Annotated in this window: 21 protein-coding genes and 2 pseudogenes; 12 read left to right on the top strand and 11 right to left on the bottom strand. The window is 53.5% G+C overall.

Annotated features, from left to right (window positions below; all coding sequences use genetic code 11):
• The first annotated feature begins 3 nt into the window (after nt 1-3).
• The 12 genes and pseudogenes from ACGHUK_RS03010 (at nt 4) to ACGHUK_RS02955 (ending at nt 10,506) form a co-directional block, all read left to right on the top strand.
• Entirely contained in the window at nt 4-519 is a 516-nt protein-coding gene (locus ACGHUK_RS03010) for a YodL domain-containing protein (protein WP_390574943.1), read from the top strand.
• Complete coding sequence (locus ACGHUK_RS03005; protein ID WP_044954181.1) at nt 509-712, top strand: transposon-transfer assisting family protein; 204 nt, start codon at nt 509-511, stop codon at nt 710-712. Before ACGHUK_RS03010 ends, ACGHUK_RS03005 begins: the two co-directional genes overlap by 11 nt.
• A gap of 103 nt (nt 713-815) precedes the next feature.
• A complete protein-coding gene (locus ACGHUK_RS03000; protein WP_005945543.1) occupies nt 816-1,268 on the top strand; it encodes a VOC family protein in 453 nt (150 codons plus the stop codon).
• 54 nt (nt 1,269-1,322) lie between these two features.
• Nucleotides 1,323-2,849, top strand: coding sequence for a hypothetical protein (locus ACGHUK_RS02995; protein ID WP_390574940.1), 1,527 nt, complete (start codon nt 1,323-1,325; stop codon nt 2,847-2,849).
• A gap of 211 nt (nt 2,850-3,060) precedes the next feature.
• Nucleotides 3,061-3,285: pseudogene (locus tag ACGHUK_RS02990) on the top strand (hypothetical protein); the annotation flags it as partial.
• A gap of 33 nt (nt 3,286-3,318) precedes the next feature.
• Nucleotides 3,319-3,522 carry a transposon-transfer assisting family protein gene (locus ACGHUK_RS02985; RefSeq protein ID WP_044954185.1) on the top strand — a complete coding sequence of 68 codons (204 nt, stop codon included), beginning with the start codon at nt 3,319-3,321 and terminating at the stop codon, nt 3,520-3,522.
• 218 nt (nt 3,523-3,740) lie between these two features.
• Nucleotides 3,741-4,043 carry a DUF6054 family protein gene (locus ACGHUK_RS02980; protein ID WP_242821966.1) on the top strand — a complete coding sequence of 101 codons (303 nt, stop codon included), beginning with the start codon at nt 3,741-3,743 and terminating at the stop codon, nt 4,041-4,043.
• A 1-nt stretch (nt 4,044) separates the two neighbouring features.
• Nucleotides 4,045-4,431 (top strand): DUF2500 domain-containing protein, encoded by a 387-nt coding sequence (locus ACGHUK_RS02975; RefSeq protein WP_015536783.1) that lies wholly within the window; start codon nt 4,045-4,047, stop codon nt 4,429-4,431.
• Nucleotides 4,432-4,472: 41 nt separating this feature from the next.
• A pseudogene (locus ACGHUK_RS02970) lies at nt 4,473-8,342 on the top strand (DEAD/DEAH box helicase family protein); the annotation flags it as partial.
• 1 nt (nt 8,343) lies between these two features.
• Nucleotides 8,344-8,673 (top strand): plasmid mobilization protein, encoded by a 330-nt coding sequence (locus ACGHUK_RS02965; protein ID WP_154261224.1) that lies wholly within the window; start codon nt 8,344-8,346, stop codon nt 8,671-8,673.
• A 108-nt stretch (nt 8,674-8,781) separates the two neighbouring features.
• Nucleotides 8,782-9,060 (top strand): hypothetical protein, encoded by a 279-nt coding sequence (locus ACGHUK_RS02960; protein ID WP_154261226.1) that lies wholly within the window; start codon nt 8,782-8,784, stop codon nt 9,058-9,060.
• 63 nt (nt 9,061-9,123) lie between these two features.
• Nucleotides 9,124-10,506 (top strand): relaxase/mobilization nuclease domain-containing protein, encoded by a 1,383-nt coding sequence (locus ACGHUK_RS02955; protein ID WP_215675910.1) that lies wholly within the window; start codon nt 9,124-9,126, stop codon nt 10,504-10,506.
• 56 nt (nt 10,507-10,562) lie between these two features.
• On the opposite strand, the gene ACGHUK_RS02950 is transcribed toward ACGHUK_RS02955, so the two are convergent.
• The 11 genes from ACGHUK_RS02950 to ACGHUK_RS02900 form a co-directional block, all read right to left on the bottom strand.
• Complete coding sequence (locus ACGHUK_RS02950; RefSeq protein WP_005924624.1) at nt 10,563-10,757, bottom strand: DUF3873 family protein; 195 nt, start codon at nt 10,755-10,757, stop codon at nt 10,563-10,565.
• Between the two features lie 618 nt (nt 10,758-11,375).
• Nucleotides 11,376-11,885 (bottom strand): ferritin, encoded by a 510-nt coding sequence (locus tag ACGHUK_RS02945; RefSeq protein WP_154256539.1) that lies wholly within the window; start codon nt 11,883-11,885, stop codon nt 11,376-11,378.
• Nucleotides 11,886-12,453: 568 nt separating this feature from the next.
• Nucleotides 12,454-13,383, bottom strand: coding sequence for a thioredoxin-disulfide reductase (gene trxB, locus ACGHUK_RS02940; RefSeq protein ID WP_154261237.1), 930 nt, complete (start codon nt 13,381-13,383; stop codon nt 12,454-12,456).
• 14 nt (nt 13,384-13,397) lie between these two features.
• Nucleotides 13,398-13,721, bottom strand: a complete 324-nt coding sequence (trxA, locus tag ACGHUK_RS02935; protein WP_154261239.1) for a thioredoxin — start codon at nt 13,719-13,721, stop codon at nt 13,398-13,400.
• A 161-nt stretch (nt 13,722-13,882) separates the two neighbouring features.
• Nucleotides 13,883-15,064, bottom strand: a complete 1,182-nt coding sequence (locus ACGHUK_RS02930; RefSeq protein ID WP_154261241.1) for an FprA family A-type flavoprotein — start codon at nt 15,062-15,064, stop codon at nt 13,883-13,885.
• Nucleotides 15,065-15,192: 128 nt separating this feature from the next.
• On the bottom strand, nt 15,193-16,056 hold the full coding sequence (locus ACGHUK_RS02925) for a nitroreductase family protein (protein WP_256266874.1): 864 nt from the start codon (nt 16,054-16,056) through the stop codon (nt 15,193-15,195).
• Between the two features lie 34 nt (nt 16,057-16,090).
• The gene (locus ACGHUK_RS02920) at nt 16,091-17,134 is read right to left on the bottom strand and encodes a ribonucleotide-diphosphate reductase subunit beta (RefSeq protein ID WP_256266875.1); all 1,044 of its coding nucleotides are present in this window, start codon (nt 17,132-17,134) and stop codon (nt 16,091-16,093) included.
• A gap of 10 nt (nt 17,135-17,144) precedes the next feature.
• Nucleotides 17,145-19,661 carry a ribonucleoside-diphosphate reductase subunit alpha gene (locus ACGHUK_RS02915; RefSeq protein ID WP_207699152.1) on the bottom strand — a complete coding sequence of 839 codons (2,517 nt, stop codon included), beginning with the start codon at nt 19,659-19,661 and terminating at the stop codon, nt 17,145-17,147.
• A 165-nt stretch (nt 19,662-19,826) separates the two neighbouring features.
• The gene (locus ACGHUK_RS02910) at nt 19,827-21,038 is read right to left on the bottom strand and encodes an FprA family A-type flavoprotein (RefSeq protein WP_015536760.1); all 1,212 of its coding nucleotides are present in this window, start codon (nt 21,036-21,038) and stop codon (nt 19,827-19,829) included.
• 23 nt (nt 21,039-21,061) lie between these two features.
• Complete coding sequence (locus ACGHUK_RS02905; protein ID WP_005946387.1) at nt 21,062-22,975, bottom strand: acyl-CoA dehydrogenase family protein; 1,914 nt, start codon at nt 22,973-22,975, stop codon at nt 21,062-21,064.
• 22 nt (nt 22,976-22,997) lie between these two features.
• A complete protein-coding gene (locus ACGHUK_RS02900; protein WP_243111492.1) occupies nt 22,998-23,438 on the bottom strand; it encodes an Rrf2 family transcriptional regulator in 441 nt (146 codons plus the stop codon).
• Nucleotides 23,439-23,666: the final 228 nt, after the last annotated feature.

Raw genomic sequence — 23,666 nt, 5'->3', positions numbered from 1 at the left:
ACGATGCAGCAAAAATGGAACCAGAATTTTGACGGCGAACCCATGGCGGACATCCCGCAGAAATTTCTGAACGCAGGGTGCGATGTTTATATGGTGATGCAGCTGCGGCATGACGAAAAAATCCTTGATGAAAGATTTGCTTCTATGCGGGAGTTGAATCGTCGAGGCAAAACGCCCGACCCGGAGCATTACGAGGTCACCTACTATGCTGATTTGCCCGCCATGTGGCAGGATGTGCCGAACAACGAGATTTTGGAAGAACTGTTTCAAGTGTTCAACCTCTCCCGTCCGCAGGATTTTGAGGGGCATAGCCTGTCGGTCAGCGATGTGATTGCACTCAAACGCAATGGCGAGGTGTCTGTGCATTATGTGGACAGCATCGGCTTCAAGGATTTACAGGGGTTTCTGGACAAGCAGCCGGAACGCCCTTCGGTACTGATGAATCTCAAGGAAAAGTGCGATGCCCCGGAGTGCAATCCTACCGTCTGCCGGAAAGCGAGGGATGGACATGAACTTTAACCACGAGGAACTCATGCTGATGATGCTCTACAACTCCGGCACCCGGCTAGGGCTTATCCACGAACTGCGGCTCATGCAGTGCTACCTGATGCCGGATGAAACCGCCCTGCGAGAACTGTCGGAGGGCGTTATCGAAAAGCTGAAACTGGTGACCGATGCAGAGTTTGCCGAGTTGGAATTTCCGCTCGACTGACTTTTGCCGCCTGCGGGCGGCATACATATTCTCTTTTACAATGCCATTTGGTGTGGTATACTGAACTCGACAACTCGGAATTTTCTCAGGAGGCTATAAAAATATGATTGGAAGAATTTATCATGTTGGATTGACCGTTTCTGACTTGGATCGCTCGGTTGCTTTCTACAGAGACATCCTTGGACTTGCGTTTCAAGGAGAGATTTTTATGGAAGGCAAAGAAACCGATAAAATGTTTCGCAAGTCGAATTGCAAAGCAAGGGTCGCTTATTTGAACGGTTCTAAGGCTATTGAAACGCCACCGGTCGAGCTGATTCAGTTCGTAGATAGCGAGATCCATAAAGAACAATCAGATTTGTTTACGACATCCATCTCGGAAGTATGTTTCTATACGGATGACATTGATTCTGTCTATAAAACCCTTATCGAAAACCATGTTGAGTGCTTATCTGAACCGCAGTATTTCGACTTTAGAGCAAATGGATTTGGGGAGAGCCGAGCTTTTTATTTCAGAGACCCGGATGGCATTATCCTTGAAATGATGCAAACTCTTTGATAAGAAATCATAGGTATAGGAAATTGCCAACTTCCTGTTTAAGAGGATCAGCCGATGGACAAAACATTTCAGAAATTATTACAGACTGACATTGATCTTTCATCCTTAGGCGTAGAACGCCGTACAGATAACGAACCGTATTTTTGCACACCAAAGGGTGCGTCTGTATTTGGTTGGACCGGTGTGGATGGAATCCACTTCTGTTTTGTTCGTGGCTTTGGCGGTATGGTTTTTGCTGTCAGCCCGGCGAACACATTTCCAAACTATGTTCATCCGTTGGCAAAAAATTTCGCTGATTTTCTGCGGCTACTGCTTGCCTGCGGCGATGTGGCAGCATTGGAGCAGGCATGGATGTGGGATAAGGCACAATTTGAAACCTTCTTACAGGACAACCCTCCCACGCAGGAGCAGCAGGAAACCCTTGCGCTTGTCGCTACGAAATTAAAGCTGATGCCAATGGAGCGGCCATGGGCATATATCAAAGAGCTTCAGGCATCTTTTGATTACAGCAAAATCAAGTACACCAAAGAATATTACGATGTTGTGGACCAGAACGCAAAACCAGCTATCCCGGAGTGGAAAGTCTACTTTGAGGGAAACTTCTGGGGACATTCGGGAAAAGAACGTGCCGGAACAGAAGTCCCCTTGAATCAGCAATTTGAATGGGCCGGGCATCATTGGATCATTCCTGCGGCGTATTCGTGCAGCAAGGGGTTCGTTGTGGACTTTTGTATGCGTACCCCGGAGGAAGACATTCGCAAGTTCATGACTAAATGGGATTTACACCCCGAAAACGACTCTTGTGAATACTTCACGCAGGAGCAGCAACTGCAAATAGATTTAGAAAATCCACTTTGTCTTGACTTTATTCCTCGTTTGGAATTGAACGGGAAAACAATGCTGACCTCCCACGGTTGCTCGGTGGTCTTTAATCCATGTTTGCCAGACGGGATGATCAATGAAGCGGAAGCAAAGTGGGCATTGGAACACTATGATTTGGATACATCCTATGGGTGGATGATTTTTCGGGCGGCATTTCCGTGGACAAGCAAACGCCGTCCTGAAATAAAATCCCTCTCCCTTACGATGGAGCAACGGCCATGCCGTGTGCCGGGACCACATTTCCAGACACACGCTCCCGGTGATTCGTTTTCTTTCCTCCATCCGGTCAGCGGAACAAACTATACATTGACCGTGCAGGAAATAGAGCAACAAACAATTCCTCAAAAGTGTTTCGGTTCTGACCTCTGGGTTTATCCGACACATTTTACCGTCATGCGTTATACGCTTTTCCCTGAATCGGAGGAAGATATCTCGATTTGTGATTGCTGCGATGGAGATAAGCCTATGGAAATTGCTGTGGAGGGAGACTCCTTCACGCCGGAAACCCAAAATAATGCTTGCGTAGGCATTATCGGTGGAGCTGACGGACCAACAGTGATTATGACTGGAGAAAAATCACAAGGCAGGCTTTATGCTGCTTGCTCAGCACTGCACTTTGAGCCGGTTCGGGATGATGTAGAGTGGTGCACAATGTTCAGTATTAAGAATTTTGATGAAACGACGATCAACCTTATATAACAGGAATACGATGACGACTTTCAGTTTGTCGATGGTTGTCAACTGGGATAATGTCATAGGGCATTGTTCCGAAATTTTTTCATAACCCGCAAAAAGTGGGCTTGATAGAATGCTTCCATTCATGCTATAAACTACCATAGATTCCATAAGCGAGTGACCTGAAAAGGCCGCTCGCTTTTTTGTTTACAACGAGATTGAAGGGAGGAACGCTATGCCAAGCAAAACCGAAGAATATCTCGCCCTTGCCCAGCGCACGGCGAATGGTCTGACCCGGTACTGGGAAAGCTGGACGGACTATTTGACCACTGCATCCCGGCTGTACAAGTACCCCTTTGCAGACCAGCTGATGATCTACGCCCAGCGCCCCGATGCCACCGCCTGCGCCGACTTTGACATCTGGAACAACCGGATGAACCGTTATGTGCCCCGGAGTGCAACCCCATCGTCTGCCGGAAAGTGAGGGATGCGCATGAACTTTAACCATGAGGAACTGATGCTGATGATGCTCTACAACACCGGCACCCGGCTGGGGCTCATTCACGAACTGCGGCTCATGCAGTGCTACCTGATGCCGGACGAGACCGCTCTGCGGGAACTATCGGTGGTGGTTATCGAAAAGCTGAAACTGCTGACCGATGCAGAGTTTGCCGAGCTGGAATTTCCACTGGACTGACTTTTGCCGCCTGCGGGCGGCGTACATAAAGTATTTTGTTCTTCCAAAAGATATGCTATAATCAAATTAGACAAAATTCCTCTCTTCAAGCGATTTCTCCGCAATTTTCCTGTGGCTCTGCTCGTATCAAAAATAAGGGACTGAATTTTAATTGTCAGAACGGAGGAACCATTATGGCAATCTTTGAAAAGACCATCTGAAACAAAAACTTTGACAAGCTGCTTCGGAAGCTGGAACAAGAAATCCCGGACAGCAGTTGGTCGGCAGATTTAGAGGCAGGCAGTGATTTCAAAGAGGGCGATGCCCGGTGCAGTGTCCGTGTATTTGAACGGTACAGCATGATGGGCGGCAACCGCCTGAGTCTGACACTGACCCTGTTCCAGAATGGAGACAGTCCGATCCGGCTGTCTGCCATCACCGCAGGAGGCAGTCAAGCGGTGTTCTTCAAGGTGAACACCCTCGGTGAAGAATCTTTTCTGGACGATGTAAAGGACCTGATGGAAGAAATTTTGGAGGAGTAAAATGTTTTTTGGATGGTTTGACGCTATATTCAGCTTCATTTTCCCAATCCTGTTCCTGCTTTTTATTGGAATGTTTTTCTTTGCTCTAATTTCAAATCTCCGCACATGGAACAAAAACAACCACTCGCCGCGGCTTACCGTTCCGGCAACAGTGGTAGCAAAGCGCACCGATGTTTCGCATTCCAGCAGTGCCAATGCCGGAGATATGTCCGGTGCGCACGGATACGACACTAGCACATTTACATCGTACTATGTGACTTTTCAGGTGGAGAGCGGCGACCGGATGGAATTTGAAGTGGACGGAAGCGATTATGGTCTGCTCGTGCAGGGCGACATCGGAAAGCTGAGTTTTCAGGGCACCCGCTATCTTGGGTTTGAGCGGAGCTAAGTGTTTCTTACATTATATAGTATGGAGTGCTGTATGCAAACCTTGCAGACCAGCTTACCGAAGCGGTGCAGCACATCGAGGGCCAGTACACTGCGGTGGAGATTGCCGCTCCGGACGTTGCCGATGCGGAAGTGCAGCGCAAAACTCTGCCCGCAGACCCTACCGTGAAGAATTTCAGCTATACTGTGGTGGATGGTGAAATCTACTACCGCGAGAACTCCATCATGACACAGATTGAACTGTCCGACAACGCCAAAGGCCGTGTGGCTGGCATGGTGGAACTGCGGCAGATCGTCAACGAGTTGATCGACCAGCAGTTGAATGACTTCCCGGACGAGGATATCAAGGCATCGCAGGCAAAGCTGAATTATGCCTACGATGCGTTTACTGCAAAATACGGTCTGATCAACGACAAGAAAAATGCCCGCCTGTTCGATGATGACAGCTCCTATTATCTGCTCTGCTCGCTGGAGAATCTGGACGAGAATAAAAATCTCAAATCTAAGGCAGATATGTTCACCAAGCGGACGATTCGCCCAGAACGTATTGTCACCAGCGTGGATACCCCCAGCGAAGCACTGGCAGTGTCCATCGGGGAGCATGGCAAAGTAGACCTGCCTTATATGGCAGAACTGCTGGGCACTCCCGGTAACTATGAGCGCATCACCACCGAATTGTCCGGCGTGATTTTCAAAGACCCTGCTGCGGATGCTGACGACCCGGAAGCCGGCTGGCAAACAGCGGACGAATACCTTTCGGGTAATGTGCGCGATAAACTACGGATGGCACAACTTGCTGCAGAAAGCCGCTCGGAGTTCAAGGGCAATGTGGACGCACTGACTAAGGCGCAGCCCAAAGATTTGGAAGCTTCTGAAATTGATGTGCGGCTGGGTGCCACATGGCTTGCCCCCTCTATTGTGCAGCAGTTCATGATGGAAACTTTTCAGCCGCCCTATCGTATCCGCTACAACAATGCCATCACCGTTCGCTACTCCCCTTACACTTCCGAATGGCGGATCAGCAATAAATCTGCTACTGGCTTTGGTGACATTATGGCCACCGAAACCTACGGTACCCGCAGGGCCAATGCTTACAAGATTTTGGAAGACACCTTGAATTTGCGTGATAGCCGCGTTTATGATACCATCGAGGAGAATGGGAAAGAAAAGCGTGTGCTGAATCAAAACGAAACCACCCTCGCCCAGCAGAAACAGCAGGCCATCAAGGACGCATTTGCTGGCTGGGTCTGGAAAGATCCACAGCGACGCGCCCTACTGGTAAAAAAGTACAACGAGCTTTTTAACAGCACCCGCCCCCGTGAGTATGACGGTAGTCACATTCATTTTGTGGGCATGAACCCGGAGATCAATTTGCGAGAGCATCAGCGCAATGCGGTTGCCCATGTGCTGTATGGGTACAACACCCTTTTGGCGCACGAAGTCGGTGCTGGCAAGAGTTTTGAGATGGCGGCTTCCGCTATGGAACTGAAACGTCTGGGCTTGTGTCAGAAAAGTCTTTTTGTCGTGCCAAACCATTTGACGGAACAATGGGCCAGCGAGTTTTTACGCCTGTACCCCAATGCAAAGCTGCTGGTTACCAGCAAGAAAGATTTTGAACCCGGTAATCGGAAAAAATTCTGTGCGAGAATTGCGACCGGTGATTATGATGCGGTTATCATCGGACACAGCCAGTTTGAAAAGATACCCTTGTCCGCAGAACGACAGGAGCGTCTGATTCAGGAACAGATGGATGAAATCGAGGAGGCCATCGAAGAAGCGAAAGCACAGGTTGGCGAGCATTTCACAGTAAAGCAGCTGGAAAAGTTGCGCAAGTCTCTGAAACAGAAACTGGAAAAGCTGCAAGGCGCAGACCGTAAAGATGATGTGGTTACGTTTGAACAATTGGGCGTAGACAGGTTGTTTGTGGATGAGAGCCAAGCGTTTAAGAACCTCTACTTGTACACGAAAATGCGTAATGTCGCAGGTTTGAGTACGAGCGAGGCACAAAAATCCAGCGATATGTTCGGCAAGTGTCGCTATCTGGATGAAATCACCGGTGGCCGTGGCGTGATTTTTGCAACAGGTACGCCCCTGAGCAACAGCATGACCGAGATGTATACCCTGATGCGTTATCTTCAGTACAACACCTTACAGCAGAAAGGGCTGACCCATTTTGATGCGTGGGCATCCACCTTCGGTGAGACGACCACGGCCATTGAACTTGCGCCCGAAGGCACCGGATACCGTGCACGCACTCGTTTTGCGAAGTTCTTCAACTTACCTGAACTGATGGCGATGTTCAAAGAAGCGGCGGATATCAAGACCAGCGATCAGCTTCATCTCCCAGTGCCTGATGCAAAATTTGAGACGGTGGTGGTCAAACCTTCGGAAATCCAACAGGACATGGTGCAGGCGTTGAGCGAACGTGCAGCCGAAGTCCACAGCGGTTCTGTTGACCCCTCTGTGGATAATATGTTGAAAATCACGTCGGATGGCCGCAAAATCGGTCTTGACCAGCGGTTGATGAATTCCGCTCTGCCCGATGACCCCAACAGCAAGTTAAATGCCTGCGTCAACAACGTCCTGCGCATCTGGAACGACACCAAGGAGCAGAAGCTGACCCAGTTGATTTTCTGCGATATGTCTACTCCCAAGGGGGACGGTTCGTTCAACGTCTATGATGATATTCGCACCAAGCTGCTCAACGCCGGTGTGCCCGAACAGGAGATCGAGTTCATCCACAACGCAGATACGGAGAACAAGAAAGCAGAACTTTTCTCCAAGGTACGCAGCGGACAGGTGCGTGTGCTGCTGGGCAGCACTGCCAAAATGGGAGCAGGGACCAACGTCCAGACGCTGCTCGTAGCGGTGCATCATCTGGATGTAGGCTGGCGTCCGTCTGATATGACCCAGCGCAACGGCAGAATCATCCGCCAAGGCAACCAAAACAAACAAGTCTACGTCTATAACTACGTCACGGAATCGACATTTGACGCCTACCTCTATCAGACCCTTGAGAATAAACAGAAGTTTATCTCGCAGATCATGACGAGCAAATCGCCTATGCGATCTTGCGATGATATTGACGAACAGGCTTTATCTTACGCAGAAATCAAGGCTCTGTGTGCAGGCGACCCTCGCATCCGGGAAAAGATGGACTTGGACGTGCAGGTAGCAAAATTGAAGGTGCTGCGCGGAGACTTCCAGAATCAGAAATATCGTCTGGAGGATAAGCTGCTCAAAACTTTCCCGGAGGAGATCCAGAAACAGAAAACCCGCATTGCTGCTTTGCAGCAGGATTCACAGATTGCAGCAGCACACCCACAGGACAAAGAAAACTTCTGCGGCATGACTATCAAGGGCATGGTGTACGATGACAAAAAGGCTGCGGGCGAACGGCTTTTGCTGGCTCGGCAGGAGATGCCTAATGCCGACATGATGTTGCTGGGCACCTACCGTGGCTTTGAACTGAATATTCGGTTCGACAGCTTTAAGAATGAGCATCAGGCCGTTCTTCGGGCAGAGTTGAGCTACCCGGTATCGCTGGGCGATGATGCGCGCGGCAATATCACTCGTCTGGACAATGCCATCGACAACTTTACGGACCGTATTGCAGACGCCGAAAATGCTCTGCAAAATCTGGAGCAGCAGAAACAGGCTGCAGAGGTTGAAGTGGCAAAGCCCTTCGCGCAGGAAGAAGAACTGGCTGAAAAGTCTGCTCGCCTTGCCGAACTGAATGCTCTATTGAATATCGACCGTGACCGCAGTTCCTCGCAGGATGCTCCCGAAGAAGCAGAGGAAACCGAAGCACCCGCAACTCGTCCGTCTGTGCTGTCTGCACTGGAAGAAAAAGCCAATCAGCCAGAGCCTGTTAAGCCGTTCAAAAGCTATCTGGATAAGGAGGGCCGATAATTTGAAAAAGCGGGAACACCGTCTCTTTATTCGTGTGACTGATGAAGAACGGAACTGCATTTTAGATAAGATGTATGGCATGGGCATCCACAGCCTGAGTGCCTATATCCGCAAAATGGCATTGGATGGCTACTGCCTGAATCTCGACCTTCCGCAGCTGCGGCGCATGGCTTATTTGCTCCAGAATTGCAGCAACAACTTGAATCAGGTAGCAAAACGCGTCAACGAAAGCGGCAAGATCTATTCTGCCGACCTTGCCGATCTACGCACCCGGCTGGATGAACTGATTGATATCGGTAAGCAGATTCTTTCCAAGCTGGCAGAGCTATAAAAATTCCCGCAGTTGGAGGACTGCGGGTGTACATATAATGCTTGACATCCTTGCAACGTAGTAGTCGATACCTTTATAATAAGGGCGAACAGAAAGGAAGTGCTTGATATGATGTCTATGCTGAAGAAAGTTGTTCTTTTCCCGATTTCTCTCTTTGTGGCGTTTTTGGCTCTCATGGCAAAGTGGCTGCTCACGTTGTCCAGCTATGTGGTTGCTCCGCTGATGCTCTACATCTTCGGCTGCGGCATCTACACCGCCTGCCGTCAAACTTGGGATCAGTTTCTTATCCTGCTGGTGTCCGAGTTCATCTGCTTCATCCTCTTTTTCGGTGCAACTGCCATCACCGAGGGTATCGGGCGTTTTAGTGAATGGCTTGCAGAACTGTAAGAAATAGTTTTAATCCTTTGCCGCCTTCGGGCGGCATTTTCATTTTATAGGGGGTGATTCGTGATGGCTGCGACACGATTGATCGCATTGCACAAGAATAAGGGAAAGACCGTTGCGGCCTGTTTGAAAAGCCGCACAGATTATGTGCAGAACCCCGATAAGACCGAGCAAGGTGAATTGGTGAGTTGCCACGAGTGCAGTCCTCTGACAGTCGATGAAGAATTTATGCTTACCAAGCGGCAGTATGAACTTGCTACCGGGCGCAGACAGAAAAGTGACGTGATTGCCTATCAGATCCGGCAGTCGTTCAAACCCGGCGAGATCACCGCCGAAGAAGCCAACAAGGTGGGCTACGAACTAGCCATGCGCTTTACCAAGGGCAAACACGCCTTTGTGGTGGCAACGCACACGGACCGTCACCACATCCATAACCATGTGATTTTCAACTCCACCGCATTGGACGGTTCAAAAAAGTTCCGGGATTTTTTCTTTTCGGCACTGGCCGTTCAGCGGTTGAGCGACTTGATTTGTCTGGAGCATCAACTCTCTGTTATTGAAATAAAGCCCTACCGGGAACGGCAGAAACGTACCCTCTATCCACCCAAAGAAAGCAATCGTGATAGGCTGTGTGGCATCATCGACAGTATCCTTGCAGAAAAGCCCAAGGATTACGAAGATTTTCTGCAAAAACTGGAACAACAGGGTTATGAGGTCAAGCGTGGAAAATACACTTCCGTCAAGGGCGCACGACAAAAACGGTTCATCCGATTCAAAACGCTGGGCGCAGGCTATAGCGAGGACGAACTGAAAGCAGTGATTGCAGGAAAAGCAGAACACCATCCCCACCAGAAGCAGCCGCCCCAAGAGCAACCGTTCCAATTGCTGGTTAACATTCAGGCAAAGCTCTCCGAGGGCAAAAGCGAAGGCTATGCACGATGGGCGAAAAAATATAATCTGAAAGAAATGTCCAAGACGCTGATTTTCTTGCAGGAGCACAAAATTGGCAGCACAGATGAACTGAATGAACGCGCAGCGGCGGCAACAGAAAAATATCACCAGCTGGGAGATTCCATCAAAGCCGCCGAAACACGGATGGCGGAAATTGCTGTGCTGAAAACGCACATCGTCAATTACGCCAAGACCCACCCAGTCTACGATGCCTACCGGAAAGCGGGATATAGCAAAAAGTTTCTGGATACTCACCGGGAAGAAATCACACTGCACAAAGTAGCCAAGGCCGCTTTCGATGAAACTGGCTTAAAAAAGCTGCCGAAGGTCAAAGCACTGAATGCAGAGTATTCCGATCTTCTGACCCAAAAGAAAGCAGCCTACCCGGACTATCGCAAGGCACGAGAAGAAATGCAGGAGTTGGTAAAGGCACAGAAAAATATTGAATTGTTCTTCACAGAAGAAAAAGACGCACAGGAAAAGCAGCAGACCCGATAAACGAAAGTCGCCGAGGATTCTAACCCTTTCATGGGGCGGAATCCTCGGCGACTTTTTTAGTTTATGTAGCAGCGATCCTGCGTTACGAGCCAATCTTCACACAGCCGTTGGGCTTCATCTGTTGAGCGGCACACGCAATTGAACAGCTTGCCGTGCAGGGAGCAGTAGGTGTAACGGATTTTGGGCACACCGTTCTCATCCCGAAACTTTGTGTAGCGTTCCTCACCGGGCATCAGATAAAGCTGCTCCATTTCTGCATCGTCCTTTCCGTTTTCATGTGTCAGGCACACAACGCACCTATTCTATCATGAACTTAGGAATTATGCCATTGACGCTTGCACCAAAAAGCGCCCCGGATTTTCGGAGAGAGTGTGCATTGACACATTCAATAGCGTTCGGAAAGAATGCGCAGCCTGCACCGGAACGGTGCAGATCAGAAAGGGTTTGGGATTTCCCAACAAGCATTTTGCAACGCAAAATTTGCATTTGTGCGCACGAATGCACTGCTTGCTACAATGGTGTTGGTTCTGAGAAGTTCACAGCCAGTGAGCTATACAGATGCCCAAACCTAAGCTACAATGAAGATGTGCTGAGAGAACGAAGCATTGCTTGAGCTGAACGCTCGTACGCGCAAACTGTTCTCCGCCATCTCCATTGCAGCGTTCGATTGACGCAGGTTGAGTTATCGGCAGATAAAAATGTTGCCGTACATTCGTGTCACAAAGCAAGCTGAATCGGTAATGGGCATAGGCGGAACCGGCATTAATATCCTCGACCGCGTGGGCGGCGGCGATGCCTTCGCCAGCGGCCTCATCTACGCCATGTAGTCTGCCTTTTGCCTGATGCGAAAGCCCGCAGACACGCGGGGCTTACAGCACCAGCGAGGGCGCGGTGTAGACCCGTGCCTTCAGCTCGCTGTTTAGCATATACAGCCCCTTGCTGTCACCGCCGAACAGATCCATCTTGGTAATGAGGTCAGCGGCGTTCTTCTCCTCCTCGCCCTGTTCCTTGATGAACCAGTCCAGCATCTGCATGGTGCGGAAGTCCCTGACCTCGTATGCGGCGGCGTAGATGGCATTGATGCTGGCGGTGACCAGCATCTCGTGTTCCAGGGCTTTTTTCAGCGGGGCCATGTGGTCGCCTCGTTCCCACTCCGGCTTTGCGATAGCCTCAAAGGTGACGTCCTCGCCGTTATTCTGCAAATACTGATAAAACAGCATGGCGTGATCACGTTCCTCCTGCGCCTGTACCCGGTACCAGTTCTCAAAGCCGTCCAGTCCGACGGCGGCGTAGTAGTTGGCAAAGTCCAGATACAGATAGGCGGAGTAGAACTCCTTATTGATCTGCTCGTTGAGCAGAAGAGATACGTTAGCGTTCATGATACTTCTCCTCCATAAGATTGTCTTTTCCTGCTCCCGGCATGGGGGCAGATATACCGTACCCAGAGCGATGCTGGGATGCTCCCTTTTCATCTCCAGGAACACCTGCTCCGCCTTGGGATGCTGTTGCAGCTCCGTTACGGCGGCCAATATCTCCTCTGCGTATTTTGGCGTACCGCCAACTCTCCAAATGCAAGAATGACTCTTATTATTTTGCTTTTATTATACCTATATTTTTTTCTCTGTCAACAAGCACAAAGGGCTTGTGCTCCAAAAGCTGCCTCGAAGCCGATTTTCTCAAATTATGTGACGCCGTCACAGTAAAACCGCTTGTCACGCGGTAATACTACGCATAAAAACACAGCCGCAGAGTACATCTGTGGCTGTGTTTTGTGTTCAGTTGCTCACTGTTGTGTGGACTGGATATGGAGAGACAACATATCTCCCGATCTTACATGGGTTATCTTATCTACCATCAGTCTGGCAGTTTGCCTTGCAGATATGTCGGCATCCCCACTGCGGTCGTATCCGGCCTGACCTTAAACATGGCTTTTTCAATCTACCTCCCTTATCGGTTTTCCGCGATATATTTCTCCGCCATGTGGACTGCCACCGCGCCGTCCGCCACGGCGGTGACCACCTGACGGAGGGGCTTCGTCCTCACGTCGCCCACGGCGTATACGCCGGGAATACTGGTTTCCGTGGTCTCTCCGGCCACGATATAGCCGCCGCCGTCCAGCGCCAGTTGACCCACCGCCAGCGCCGTGGCGGGCTGTCGGCCCACGCTGACAAATACGCCGTCGCAGTCCACCACGCTTTCCTCACCGGTGACGGTGTCCCGCAGGCGGACGCCGGTCAGCCTGTCCCCGGAAAGCAGCGCGGAAACGACGCTGTTCCAACGGAATTCCACGTTTTCGGCCTGTGCCAGCGGCTCGTGATAGATCTTGGTGGCCCGCAGGGTGTCTCTGCGGTGGACGAGGATCACTTTTTTCGCCACGCGGCTGAGAAGGAGGGCATCTGCCGCGGCGGAATTGCCGCCGCCCACCACGACCACCGTTTTGCCCTTGTAAAACATCCCGTCGCAGGCGGCGCAGTAGGCCACGCCCCGGCCCACCAGTTCCGACTCTCTGGCCACGCCCAGCGTTCTGGGGTTCGCACCGGTGGCCAGCACCACGGTTTTCCCCAGAAAGATCCCCTCGCTGGTCTCCACGAGCTTTGGAACCGCCGTCAGATCCATGCGGAGGACTTCTGCGTATTCGCTGCGTGCCCCGAAGCGCTCCGCCTGCTTTTGCATCTTCTCCGCCAGAGAGAAGCCGTCGATCCCGTCCTCAAAGCCAGGATAGTTGTCGATCTGCTCGGTCAGGGCCATCTGCCCTCCGGCGGACAGTTTTTCCAGCACGATGGTGTCCAGCCCCGCCCGTGCCGCGTACAGGGCGGCGGTGTAGCCGCCCGGTCCGCCCCCCACCACGAGCATATCATAAACATGATTGTTGTTCATATCTGAACCCTCCGTTATTTCGCCAAGGCTTCCTGAATGAAACGGTCGATTTCTGCCTTTGAGCCGGGCGCGGTGATGGAATCCACGGCCTTTCCGTTCCGGTACAGCACCAGAGTTGGGATGTCCTCGATCCCCTCGGCCCCCGCCAGCCGCGGCTCCTCGTCAATGTTGATCTTGCCGACGGCGAGGCTGTCCGCGTATTCCTCTCCGATCTTCTCATACGCGGGGCCGATCCTCCGGCAGTAGCCGCACCAGGGCGCCCAGAAATCCACCAAAACGGGCTTTTCCTCCCGGATCGCCTGCTCAAACTGCTCCTGATTCATGTTCATAGCTGCCATATCTGCCAGCTCCTTTCCTTTGTTTGGGTATTCTCAAGACTCCGGTCTCGCCCCACACCACATCGTGACCTCAACCTGAGATGACGGTACTCTGCCCTTGGGACATAAAGCAGATGAGTAAGACCATCATCTGTACGAGAATAGCTGCGGTTTGTTGCAGCTTATTCTGCGCAGAGCTCAGCCACCAGAGCGTCCATCTGCGCTTCGCTGGTTTGGTTCAATGCACCACGCAGAGACACTACCGTTTCGTAAAGGTGGATATCCTTCATCTCCTCCAATTTGGTGCGCATCAGCCGCGCGGCAGCAGGTGCCCAAGAGCCGTCTTCAATAAGGCCAACCCGGCGGTTTCGGAATCCCTTTGTCCGTAAATGTTCCAAAAACTCCCTCATGGGCGGAAACAGTCCTCCGTCATAGGTGGAGCTGGCTAAAACCAACTTCCCGCAGTAGAATGCACTGGCAACAGCGTAGGAAAGGTCTGTTGCCGTCAGATCGCATATGGTGACTTGCGCACCTTTGCCCTCCAGCTTGCTCTTGAGGGTCTTCGCCGCATGGGCAGTATTTCCATGGATCGATGCGTGAGCGATCAGGATGCCCTCCGGTTCTTCCGGTTTCCATTGTGACCAGAGATCATAGAGCCGCAGATACTCCCCCAAGTCTTCTGTGAGCATGGGGCCATGGAGCGGGCAGATCGTTTTGATCTCCAGCGCGGAGATTTTTTTCAGCAGAGCCTGCACCTGTGCGCCATATTTCCCGATAATATTGTAATAATACCGTCGGGCCTGCGGCACCCAGGGGGCACGGGCAGTCCGTTCCAGTGAGCCAAAGCGTCCGAAGGCATCCGCCGAGAACAGGATTTTTTCCGTTTCCTCATACGCCGTCATCACCTCCGGCCAGTGTACCATCGGCGCCAGCAGAAAGCGCAGCCGGTGCAAACCCAAGGAAAGCGTATCTCTTTCGCCAACCTCCAGCATACGGTCTTCCGACAATGCACCTGTGCCGAAGAACTGCTTGATCAGGGTAAATGTTTTCGCGTTTCCCACGATCTTCATCTCCGGGTACTTTTGTGCCAGCCGCATGAGGCTGCCGGAATGATCCGGCTCCATGTGTGTGACCACAAGATAGTCGGGGCTGCGCCCCTCCAACACCCGCGCCACATTGGAAAGCCATTCTTCCGTTGCCCGTGCGTCCACGCTGTCCATCACGGCAATCTTCTCATCCAGAATGACATAGGAGTTGTAGCTCACTCCCATAGGCTGGACGGGGTACTGGTTTTCAAAGAGTGCCAATGTGTTATCATCCACCCCTACATAGCGGATGGCATCTGTTACCGTTTGGATAGCCATATAAAAAATACCTCCTATTTTCCTTACTCAGACTCTGACTGATAGGTTCTTCTTTTCTAATGAAACATACGCTCAACCGCGGATCGGCGGTCGCGCATTTTACCGTTGCCTTGCTTCCCCCAGAGTCGTTACATGTGGTACACCGCAGCGGAGCGAAGTCCTTCCGGCAGGCCGTCGGGCGCAGCAGGTGAAAGTTCCCAGTGTACCTGCCCCGCCCACTGGGAGGCGACAGCGGAGAAGTGGAGCATGACAATACCGAGATCCAATGCGGCATCCAAATTATCGGTGTAGGCATCCTCCTGCTGCACCAAATAGATGCTGTGATCCTGCACAAGGAAGCCATAGGGCTGACGGTTGAGATAGCTGGGGGAGAGCGAAGCGGCGTAGAAGGACTGCCAGAGCATATCGTCGTAGAAGTCCATCATCTCGTCAAGCCCAGACTTGTTGCTCCAGCTCCCCATGTGAACCAAATCGTGCACGCCCTTTTTGGGCGCGTAGTACTGCTGTTCGGCCCGCACATCGATCTGAGACATACTTAGGATATTCAGCCGCAGCTTTTTTGCGGTCTTTTCCCCGTAGCCAAAGGCAACGATTGCCGCCACCTCTAACGGGGTGGCGAGAGACAGTGCCTTTTTGATTTTGTCGCTGTCGGTGAAGGTCATCCAGCAGGTGTCAATGTCCAACTCAGTCAGCTTGAGGACGAGATCTTCCATCATGTAGCCGGCGTTGATGGCCGCATAGGAATGCGGGGCAGACATAAGGAGCAGGTAGTGCGGTGCTCCGATGAGAAATTGATTATAGCCCGCTGAGCTCTCCAGCGCCGGCTGTGCATCCTTGTCCAAGACGATCAACTCCGTTGCAATCTCCGGGACAAGACGGGGGCAGGTCTTTTCATAGTAGGATCGGAGCTGGCCGATAGCCTCGCTCGGAACTTCCTTTTCGCGGAATGCGCGAACGGATCTGCGATTTTGAATCATAGCGCTGTAATTCATAGTAGTATCTCCTATTCTGATGTCTTTGGTTTTCTTATAAATCGTCTATCAGTGCGGTGCTCTTGGCGTAGGCGGTACTGCGTGCCTCAAAGAAATCGGTCTTGACCATGTTGGCGTCGGCGTACTGGCTGACCCATTCCATGCTCTCCGGTTCGCTCTCAAAGCCTGGATACAATGCAGGATAGCCAAGGCTCGTCCAGCGGAGGTTGCCGAGATAGCGGATGTAATCGCTGATCATCTGCCGGTTCAGCCCCGGGATGTCGTCGCCGATTACATAATGCCCCCATGCGATCTCCTGCTCCACGCCCTCACGCATCATCTTGCGCAGCGCTTGTACGCTCTCGACGGTGAATAACTCCGGCTGCTCCTTTTGCAGCTCCGTGATGATATTGCGGAACAGCCACAAGTGCGTGTTCTCATCGCGGTTTATGTAGCGAATCTCCTGCGCCGAGCCGGGCATCTTCCCGTTTCGGGAGAGATTGTAGAAGAACATAAAGCCGCTGTAAAAATAGATGCCCTCCAAAATATAGTTTGCCATCATCACGCGCAGCAGCGTGGGAGCGTCCTTCCGCTCCTGAAACTCGTTGTAGCAGTCCCCAATGAAGGTGTTGCGGCGCAGCAGATGCTCGTCCGTTTTCCATTGGTAGAGGATGTCATTGCGCTCCACGGGGGAACAGATGGTGTCGAGCATATAGCTGTAGCTCTGTGAGTGGACACACTCCTGAAACGCCTGAATGGACAGGCAGAGATTGACCTCGTTGGCGGTAATGTAGGCGCCGATATTAGGCAGGTTCGCTGTCTGAATGGAATCCAAAAAGACAAGAAAACTCAGAATTTTATCGTAGGCGCTGCGCTCGGCTGACAGCAGGCGTGGATAGTCCTTCACATCCTGCGAGAGATTGATCTCCTCAGGGATCCAAAAGTTGTTCATGGCCTGCCGGTACCAGTCGCTGACCCAAGCGTACTTCATATTGTTGAAGTCGTTGAGGTTTGTGGTATTGCCGCCGATCATGCGCCGCAGGCGCACATCAGGGTCGCCCTCCGGGTTAAAGAGGGGCTTTTTCTTCAGTTCCGTCATGCTATCCTCCTTATGACGAGCAGCTTTCGCAGGCCTCGACCTCAAGGGCCTTGCTGCGGACATAGTAAATGGTCTTGACGCCGGCCCTCCACGCCTCCAAATACAGTCTGAGCACCTGACGCATGGAATAGTCGTTTGTGATATAGAGATTCATGCTCTGCGCCTGGTCAATATGTCTCTGGCGAAGGCCCGCGGCGCGTACCGACCAGCTTTGGTCGATTAGATGCGCTGCCTTATAGTACCACCATGTGTCCATAGAAAGCTCTGGAGCAACGCGGGGCAGCATGCTGCCCTTTTTTTCCTCTAAAAAGAATTTCTTCATAATTGGATCTATACCCGCCGACGTGCCGGAGAGGATAGATGTGCTGGAGGTCGGTGCGACCGCCAGCAGATAGGCGTTGCGCATTCCCTGCACCGCCACCGTTTTCGCAAGCGCCCGCCACTTTTCGGAGGTATAACCCCGCTTTTCAAAATACGCGCCCGTCTGCCAGTCGCTGCCCTCAAAGAGCGCGTAACGACTCTTTTCCCGTGCCAGAGCTGTGTCCGCCTTGACGGCGGCGTAGTTGATGAGCTCGAACACTGCGTCGGTGAAGGCAAGGTGCTTATCGCTCTCCCAGTGGATGCCGCGCTTTGCCAGCATGTGGTGGTAGCCGCTGACGCCCAGGCCGATGCTGCGGTACTTCTGATTGGTAAGCCGCGCGTATTCCAACGGGTAGAAGTTGAGGTCGATCACATTATCCAGTGCGCGGATGGCCGTTTCCACCGTGCGTTCCATATAGGCCTCGTCCTCCACCGGCAGATTACCGAGAGACAGACTCGCCAGGTTGCAGACCACAAACTCACCTGGGCGTGTGGCCGTCACCACAATTGTGTCGCCGTTCTCCGTGTGCACCTCAGTGCTGATGTGCTCGATGGGTGCCATGTTCTGCGCGATCTCCGTACAGAGATTGGAGCAATAGATCATTCCCGTGTGGCCGTTTGGGTTCATATGATTTACACTGTCGCGATTGAAAGCGAAGGGTGTGCCGGTCTCCACTGCCGAGCGAAGCACCAGCCGCACGATGTCCTTGACGGTGACGCTGCGCTTTTCGATGCGCGGGTCATTGACGCAGTCCAGATACCGCTTCTCCCATTCTGTACCCCAGTAATCCTCCAGTGCGTAGCCCTTGACCGTGAGGATCTCATGCGGACACATGAGATGCCACGGTGCGTCTATGTTCTCCTCCGCCAGTCGCCAGAAGAGATCCGGATAGCACACGGCGGGAAACACATCATGTGCCTTCATGCGGTCGTCGCCGTTGTTGGTGCGCAGTTGAAGGAATTCCGGCAGATCCCGGTGCCATGCGTCTAAGTAAACCGCCACAGCGCCCTGCCGCATCCCCAACTGATCCACCGCCACGGCGGTGTCGTTGACCAGCCGGATCCAGCGGATAACACCGCCCGCCGCCCCTTGAAAGCCGCGGATGGTGCTGCCTGCAGCGCGCACCTTACCGAAGTACATCCCCATTCCACCGCCGAATTTAGAGACCTTTGCGAAGTTGTCCAGCGAGCGGTAGATGCCGTCCAGACTGTCCGGCACAGTGTCCACAAAGCAGCTTGAAAGCTGATGGTAGGGCTTTCGTGCGTTGGACATGGTAGGTGTCGCCATCGTGACCTCCATACGGCTGAGCATATCGTAAAAGCGTTTTACCCACCCCATGCGGTCAGAGCCTTCGTTCATAGCAAGATGCAGCGCGATACCCAAAAACATCTCCTGCGGTGTTTCCAGCGGCACGCGGCTGCGCGACTGGATCACATAGCGTTTGAGCAGCAGGTCAAGGCCGGAGTAGGTGAACAGCTCGTCCCGTTCCGGGCAGAGAAAGTCCTCCGCCATGGCAATCTCCTCGTGGGTATAGTGGGCAAGGATATAGTCACCGTAGAGTCCCTTATCCGTCAGATAGCGAAGCTTGCCATAGAGGTCGCAGACGCCGCGCCCCTCCCATTCCTGTGCGTTGCGACAGCGAAAGGAGTGGTTCAGAAGCCGCGCCGCGATGAACTCCCACTTGGGTGCCTCTGCCGTAGTCAGCTCTACCGCCGCCTTGGTCAGTGCCTCAGCCCGCTCATCCTCCGTCATGCCCAGACGACAGAAACTCTCAAACTTCATTTGAAGCGCCGCGAGGGAGTAGACTTCCTCGGTAAAATCCATCTGGATGCGGCGCAGCACCTCGTCAAGCGAGTCATCCCCCACCGTCCGCGCGATGGTATGCCGGACACGGCGCAGCGCAGACCGCTTTTCGCGGTAGAGGATGTACGCCTTGGCCACCTCATAGTGTCCGCGCTCCATGAGCGTTCGCTCCACCTCGTCCTGCACACGTTCTACGGTGAGCGGCACTGTGACGGAGAGATTGTTGAGAACGGTGGCGAGGATCTCATCCATCTCTCTGCTCCCGATCTCCTTGCCCTGTCCGTCAAACGCCTTTTTCATGGCGTTGAAAATTTTCTCCTGTTGAAAGGGAACAGACTCCCCGTTTCGTTTTCTGATCTCCATTTCGATCCTCTCATCTTCTCCGGTCACTTCTCATGTCCTTTTGGGAAAAGAGCGGGCAAGCGCAGTATCACGCTTGCCCGCTCTATTTTTGAAAGCCGGTTTTTCTGCAGCCGACGCGGCGGGGCTGTTTGTTGTCTGTTGTCTTGGTTTTGGCTTTCCTGCCAGTTACTTCATAGATTCCAGAATGGCGTCCGCCAGTGCTTCCAGCTCAGTGCGCTTGTCCGTGCCCATGGACGAGGCGAGGCTGAGCCGCTCGTTGAGCACCGTCATGTTCTTAAGCTCATTGTTGACGAATTTCTGCATGAGGTCACCGGACTTCACCGCCCATGAGCCGTTTTCAATGATGGCAAAGGTGCGGTTTTGCAGATTCAGTGCCTTCATATCCATGAGGAAGTCATGCATGGCAGGGTAGATGCCGAGGTTGTAGGTCACAGAGGCCAGGACAATGTGACTGTACTTAAACGCCTCGGAGATCAGCTGGGAGACATGAGTGGAGGACACATCGTACATCGCCACCTTGCTCATGCCCTTATCGCAGAGCGACGTCGCCAGAGCCTGCGCCGCGTTCTCCGTGTTGCCATACATAGAGGCGTAGACGATGAGCACGCCCTGGGTCTCAGGGGCATAGCGGCTCCATGTGTCGTACTTTTCGATGAACCAGCCCAGATCCCTGCGCCACACTGGGCCGTGGAGCGGGCAGATGTACTTGATCTGATCCAAAACGCCGCTGGCCTTTTTCAGCAGGAGCTGGATGTGGGGGCCGTACTTGCCCACGATGTTGGTGAGGTAGCGGCGGGCGTCGTCCAGCCAGTCCCGCTCGAAGTCCACCTCGTCGGCGAACAGCTTGCCGTCCAGCGCGCCGAAGGTGCCGAAGGCGTCGGCGGAAAAGAGGACGCCGTCGGTGACGTCAAGGGTCACCATGGCCTCCGGCCAGTGAACCATAGGCGCGCCCACAAAGGTGACGGTGTGCTTGCCGAAGGAGAAGGTGTCGCCCTCCTTCACCTCGATGCACTCATGTCCGTCCACATGGAAGCCGAACTGCCGCATGAGCATGAATGCCTTCTCATTGGAGATCAGTTTCACCTTGGGATGGCGTAGCAGGATCTCCTCGATGCAGGCGGCGTGATCCGGCTCCAGATGGTTGACCAGCAGGTAGTCCAGCTCGCGGCCATCCAGCACATACGCCAGATTTTCCAAAAGCTGGCGGCAGGCAGACCAGTCCACCGTGTCAAAGAGCACCGTCTTTTCATCCAGCAGGCAGTAGGCGTTGTAGCTTACGCCCCGGGGAATGGGAAAGCAGTTTTCAAACAGGGCCAGGCGATGGTCGTTGGCGCCCACCCAGTAGAGGTCGTTCGTTACTTTACGCACGCAATACATCTTATCTTGCCTCCTTCACGGCCTCAAGCCTTTACAAATTGATCCTTCGTCTCCGCGCACTCGGGACACACCCACTCGGCGGGAAGCTGCTCAAAGAGCGTACCGGGCGCGATCTCGCCGTCCTCGTCGCCCAACTCCGGCACATACTCGTAGCCGCAGCCGCTGCAGACGTAGCGGTCGCCGATGGGGGCGGGCTTCGGCGGCGTGGGCCGCTTCATCTTTACCATGGGCGGCGCGGGCAGCTTTTCGCCGCTATCCAGCGCGGCAGTGAGCAGGGGCAGGATCTCCTCCACATCGCCCACGATGCCGTAGTCGCAGTTCTTGAAGATAGGCGCGTTACCGTTCTTATTGATGGCCACGATGGTGGAGGCGTCCTTGATGCCCTTAAGGTGCTGGGATGCGCCGGAGATGCCGCAGGCGATGTACAGATTGCCGGTGAACTTCTGACCGGACATACCCACATAGCGGTTCAGCGGCAGATATTTGAGAGTCTCCGCCACAGGGCGGGAAGAACCGATGGCCGCGCCGGCGGCCTTGGCCAGCGACTCTACCAGTTTCATGTTCTTTTTCTCCCCGATGCCCTTGCCCGCGGAGACCACCCGCTCCGCCTGCGGGATGGGCGTATCCATAGGAATGCCCACGGAGAAGTCGTGACCATCCTTCTTCAGCGCCGCCACAAGGTCGGCCACCTGCTGGGCAGCATCCCCCTCCCGGAAGATGGTCTTTTTGCGAATGCCGGTGATGGGCGCGGGTTTCTTGGCCGCCGAACGGCTCTCGCCGCCGGAGCTCTTGCCCAGCCTGCCCAACAGATGAGAGGCGATGACCACCCGCTGGATCTCGTTAGTGCCCTCGTAGAGGGTGGTGATCTTGGCGTCGCGGTAGGCCCGTTCCACCTCCATGCCCTTGAGGTAGCCGCTGCCGCCGTGGATCTGCAGGGCATCGTTGGTGACCTCCAGCGCGATGTCCGAGGCGTACATCTTCGCCATGGCGGACTCCATGCCGTAAGGCGCGTGCTGCTCCTTCAGCTCCGCCGCGGAGTAGATGAGGAACCGGGCGCAGCGCAGCTTGGTTGCCATATCTGCCAGCTTGAAGGCGATGCTCTGCTGGGCCGCGATGGGCTTGCCGAACTGGACGCGCTCCTTGGAATAGCTCAACGCGTGCTCAAACGCGCCCTGGGCGATGCCCAGCGCCTGCGCGGCGATGCCGATGCGTCCGCCGTCCAGCGTGGACATGGCAATCTTGAAGCCCTCGCCCTCCTTGCCCAATAGGTTTTCCTTGGGAACCTTCACGTTGTTGAAGATCAGCTCCGCCGTGGAGGAGGAGCGAATACCCATCTTGTCATAGTGGTCGCCGAACTCAAAGCCCTTCCAGCCCTTCTCCACGATGAAAGCGGAGATGCCCCGGGTGCCGATGTCCGGCGTGGTGACGGCGAAAACCACATAGGTGTCCGCCTTAGGGGCGTTGGTAATGAAGATCTTGCCGCCGTTGAGGAGGTAGTAGTCCCCCTTATCCAGCGCCGTGGTCTCCGTGCCGCCGGCGTCGGATCCGGCGTTGGTCTCCGTAAGGCCGAAGGCGCCGATCTTCTCGCCCTTGGCCAGCGGAACCAGATATTTCTTCTTCTGCTCCTCGGTGCCATAGGCGAAAATGGGCCATGAGCCGAGGGAGACGTGGGCGGAGAGGATTACGCCCGTGCCGCCGTCCACACGGGCCAGCTCCTCCACCGCGATGGCGTAGCTCAGAGCATCAAGACCGGCACCGCCGTACTCCTTGGGGTAGGGAATGCCCATCCAGCCCAGCTTACCCAGCTTCTTGACAGCCTCCTCGGGAAACTCATTGTTCTGATCCATTAAAAATGCGAGGGGCTTGATCTCCTCCTCCGCAAAACTCCGGATCTTCGCGCGCAGCTCTTCGTGCGCCGACGTGGTTTGAAACAGCATACGGGTACCTCCTTTTAAAATTTTACAGCTTGCTTGTATCTTGGGGATCGGATCCGCCGGTCAGCAGCCTGCGCAGGCTCACGGCACGGAACGCCTCGTCCTGCTTTTGCTGCAAGGCCGCCAGCTGACAGTGGATGGTGCACCGCCCATGCTTGTCCTGCCAGCGGCATTCATATCCCGGCTCCATGCAGGCGCACAGGATGCCCCGCTCCCCCACGACCCCCATGAGATCGTAGAGGGAGGTCGCGTCCAGATCGCAGGACAGCTCGCAGCCGCCGAGAGCGCCGCGGCTCACCCGCACCAAATTGCCGGCGGAGAGTTTGCGCAGAATCTGGTAGGCAAACTGATTGGGGATCAATTCCGTTTCCGACATCTCGGCCACCGAATGCTTCTCCCCGTCCAGCAGCACCCGCAAAATGCGCAGCGCGTAGTCCGTCTCTTTGGTGATGATCATGCTCCACATCCTCTTTTCGCTTGCTTGTTAATACCATCATATCAATCTTGATAAAATTTGTCAAGATAATTTCAAAAAAAATATCGCTTTAATACAGACCGCCCCAGCCCGGGTCAGCTTCGCTTTCCATTCAGCGAAAAGCCATGTTCCTTACAATTATAGAAGCCGAAAAAGCTGTGCCGTGGCAGTCCGCCGAAAGCAGAAAAGACTATGCCTGAAAACCAGAAAGCGGAGAAA

The sequence above is a fragment of the Faecalibacterium sp. i25-0019-C1 genome (assembly GCF_042854225.1).
Classification (GTDB): domain Bacteria; phylum Bacillota; class Clostridia; order Oscillospirales; family Ruminococcaceae; genus Faecalibacterium; species Faecalibacterium taiwanense.
This window is presented reverse-complemented; position numbering and strand designations above follow the sequence as displayed.

What these genes read in the sequence shown, in the direction of transcription:
- ACGHUK_RS03010 (WP_390574943.1), top strand. Translation starts at nt 4, where the DNA reads ATGCAGCAAAAATGGAACCAGAATTTTGACGGCGAACCCATGGCGGAC.
- ACGHUK_RS03005 (WP_044954181.1), top strand. Translation starts at nt 509, where the DNA reads ATGAACTTTAACCACGAGGAACTCATGCTGATGATGCTCTACAACTCC.
- ACGHUK_RS03000 (WP_005945543.1), top strand. Translation starts at nt 816, where the DNA reads ATGATTGGAAGAATTTATCATGTTGGATTGACCGTTTCTGACTTGGAT.
- ACGHUK_RS02995 (WP_390574940.1), top strand. Translation starts at nt 1,323, where the DNA reads ATGGACAAAACATTTCAGAAATTATTACAGACTGACATTGATCTTTCA.
- ACGHUK_RS02985 (WP_044954185.1), top strand. Translation starts at nt 3,319, where the DNA reads ATGAACTTTAACCATGAGGAACTGATGCTGATGATGCTCTACAACACC.
- ACGHUK_RS02975 (WP_015536783.1), top strand. Translation starts at nt 4,045, where the DNA reads ATGTTTTTTGGATGGTTTGACGCTATATTCAGCTTCATTTTCCCAATC.
- ACGHUK_RS02960 (WP_154261226.1), top strand. Translation starts at nt 8,782, where the DNA reads ATGATGTCTATGCTGAAGAAAGTTGTTCTTTTCCCGATTTCTCTCTTT.
- ACGHUK_RS02955 (WP_215675910.1), top strand. Translation starts at nt 9,124, where the DNA reads ATGGCTGCGACACGATTGATCGCATTGCACAAGAATAAGGGAAAGACC.
- ACGHUK_RS02950 (WP_005924624.1), bottom strand. Translation starts at nt 10,757, where the DNA reads ATGGAGCAGCTTTATCTGATGCCCGGTGAGGAACGCTACACAAAGTTT.
- ACGHUK_RS02945 (WP_154256539.1), bottom strand. Translation starts at nt 11,885, where the DNA reads ATGAACGCTAACGTATCTCTTCTGCTCAACGAGCAGATCAATAAGGAG.
- trxB (WP_154261237.1), bottom strand. Translation starts at nt 13,383, where the DNA reads ATGAACAACAATCATGTTTATGATATGCTCGTGGTGGGGGGCGGACCG.
- trxA (WP_154261239.1), bottom strand. Translation starts at nt 13,721, where the DNA reads ATGGCAGCTATGAACATGAATCAGGAGCAGTTTGAGCAGGCGATCCGG.
- ACGHUK_RS02930 (WP_154261241.1), bottom strand. Translation starts at nt 15,064, where the DNA reads ATGGCTATCCAAACGGTAACAGATGCCATCCGCTATGTAGGGGTGGAT.
- ACGHUK_RS02925 (WP_256266874.1), bottom strand. Translation starts at nt 16,056, where the DNA reads ATGAATTACAGCGCTATGATTCAAAATCGCAGATCCGTTCGCGCATTC.
- ACGHUK_RS02920 (WP_256266875.1), bottom strand. Translation starts at nt 17,134, where the DNA reads ATGACGGAACTGAAGAAAAAGCCCCTCTTTAACCCGGAGGGCGACCCT.
- ACGHUK_RS02915 (WP_207699152.1), bottom strand. Translation starts at nt 19,661, where the DNA reads ATGGAGATCAGAAAACGAAACGGGGAGTCTGTTCCCTTTCAACAGGAG.
- ACGHUK_RS02910 (WP_015536760.1), bottom strand. Translation starts at nt 21,038, where the DNA reads ATGTATTGCGTGCGTAAAGTAACGAACGACCTCTACTGGGTGGGCGCC.
- ACGHUK_RS02905 (WP_005946387.1), bottom strand. Translation starts at nt 22,975, where the DNA reads ATGCTGTTTCAAACCACGTCGGCGCACGAAGAGCTGCGCGCGAAGATC.
- ACGHUK_RS02900 (WP_243111492.1), bottom strand. Translation starts at nt 23,438, where the DNA reads ATGTGGAGCATGATCATCACCAAAGAGACGGACTACGCGCTGCGCATT.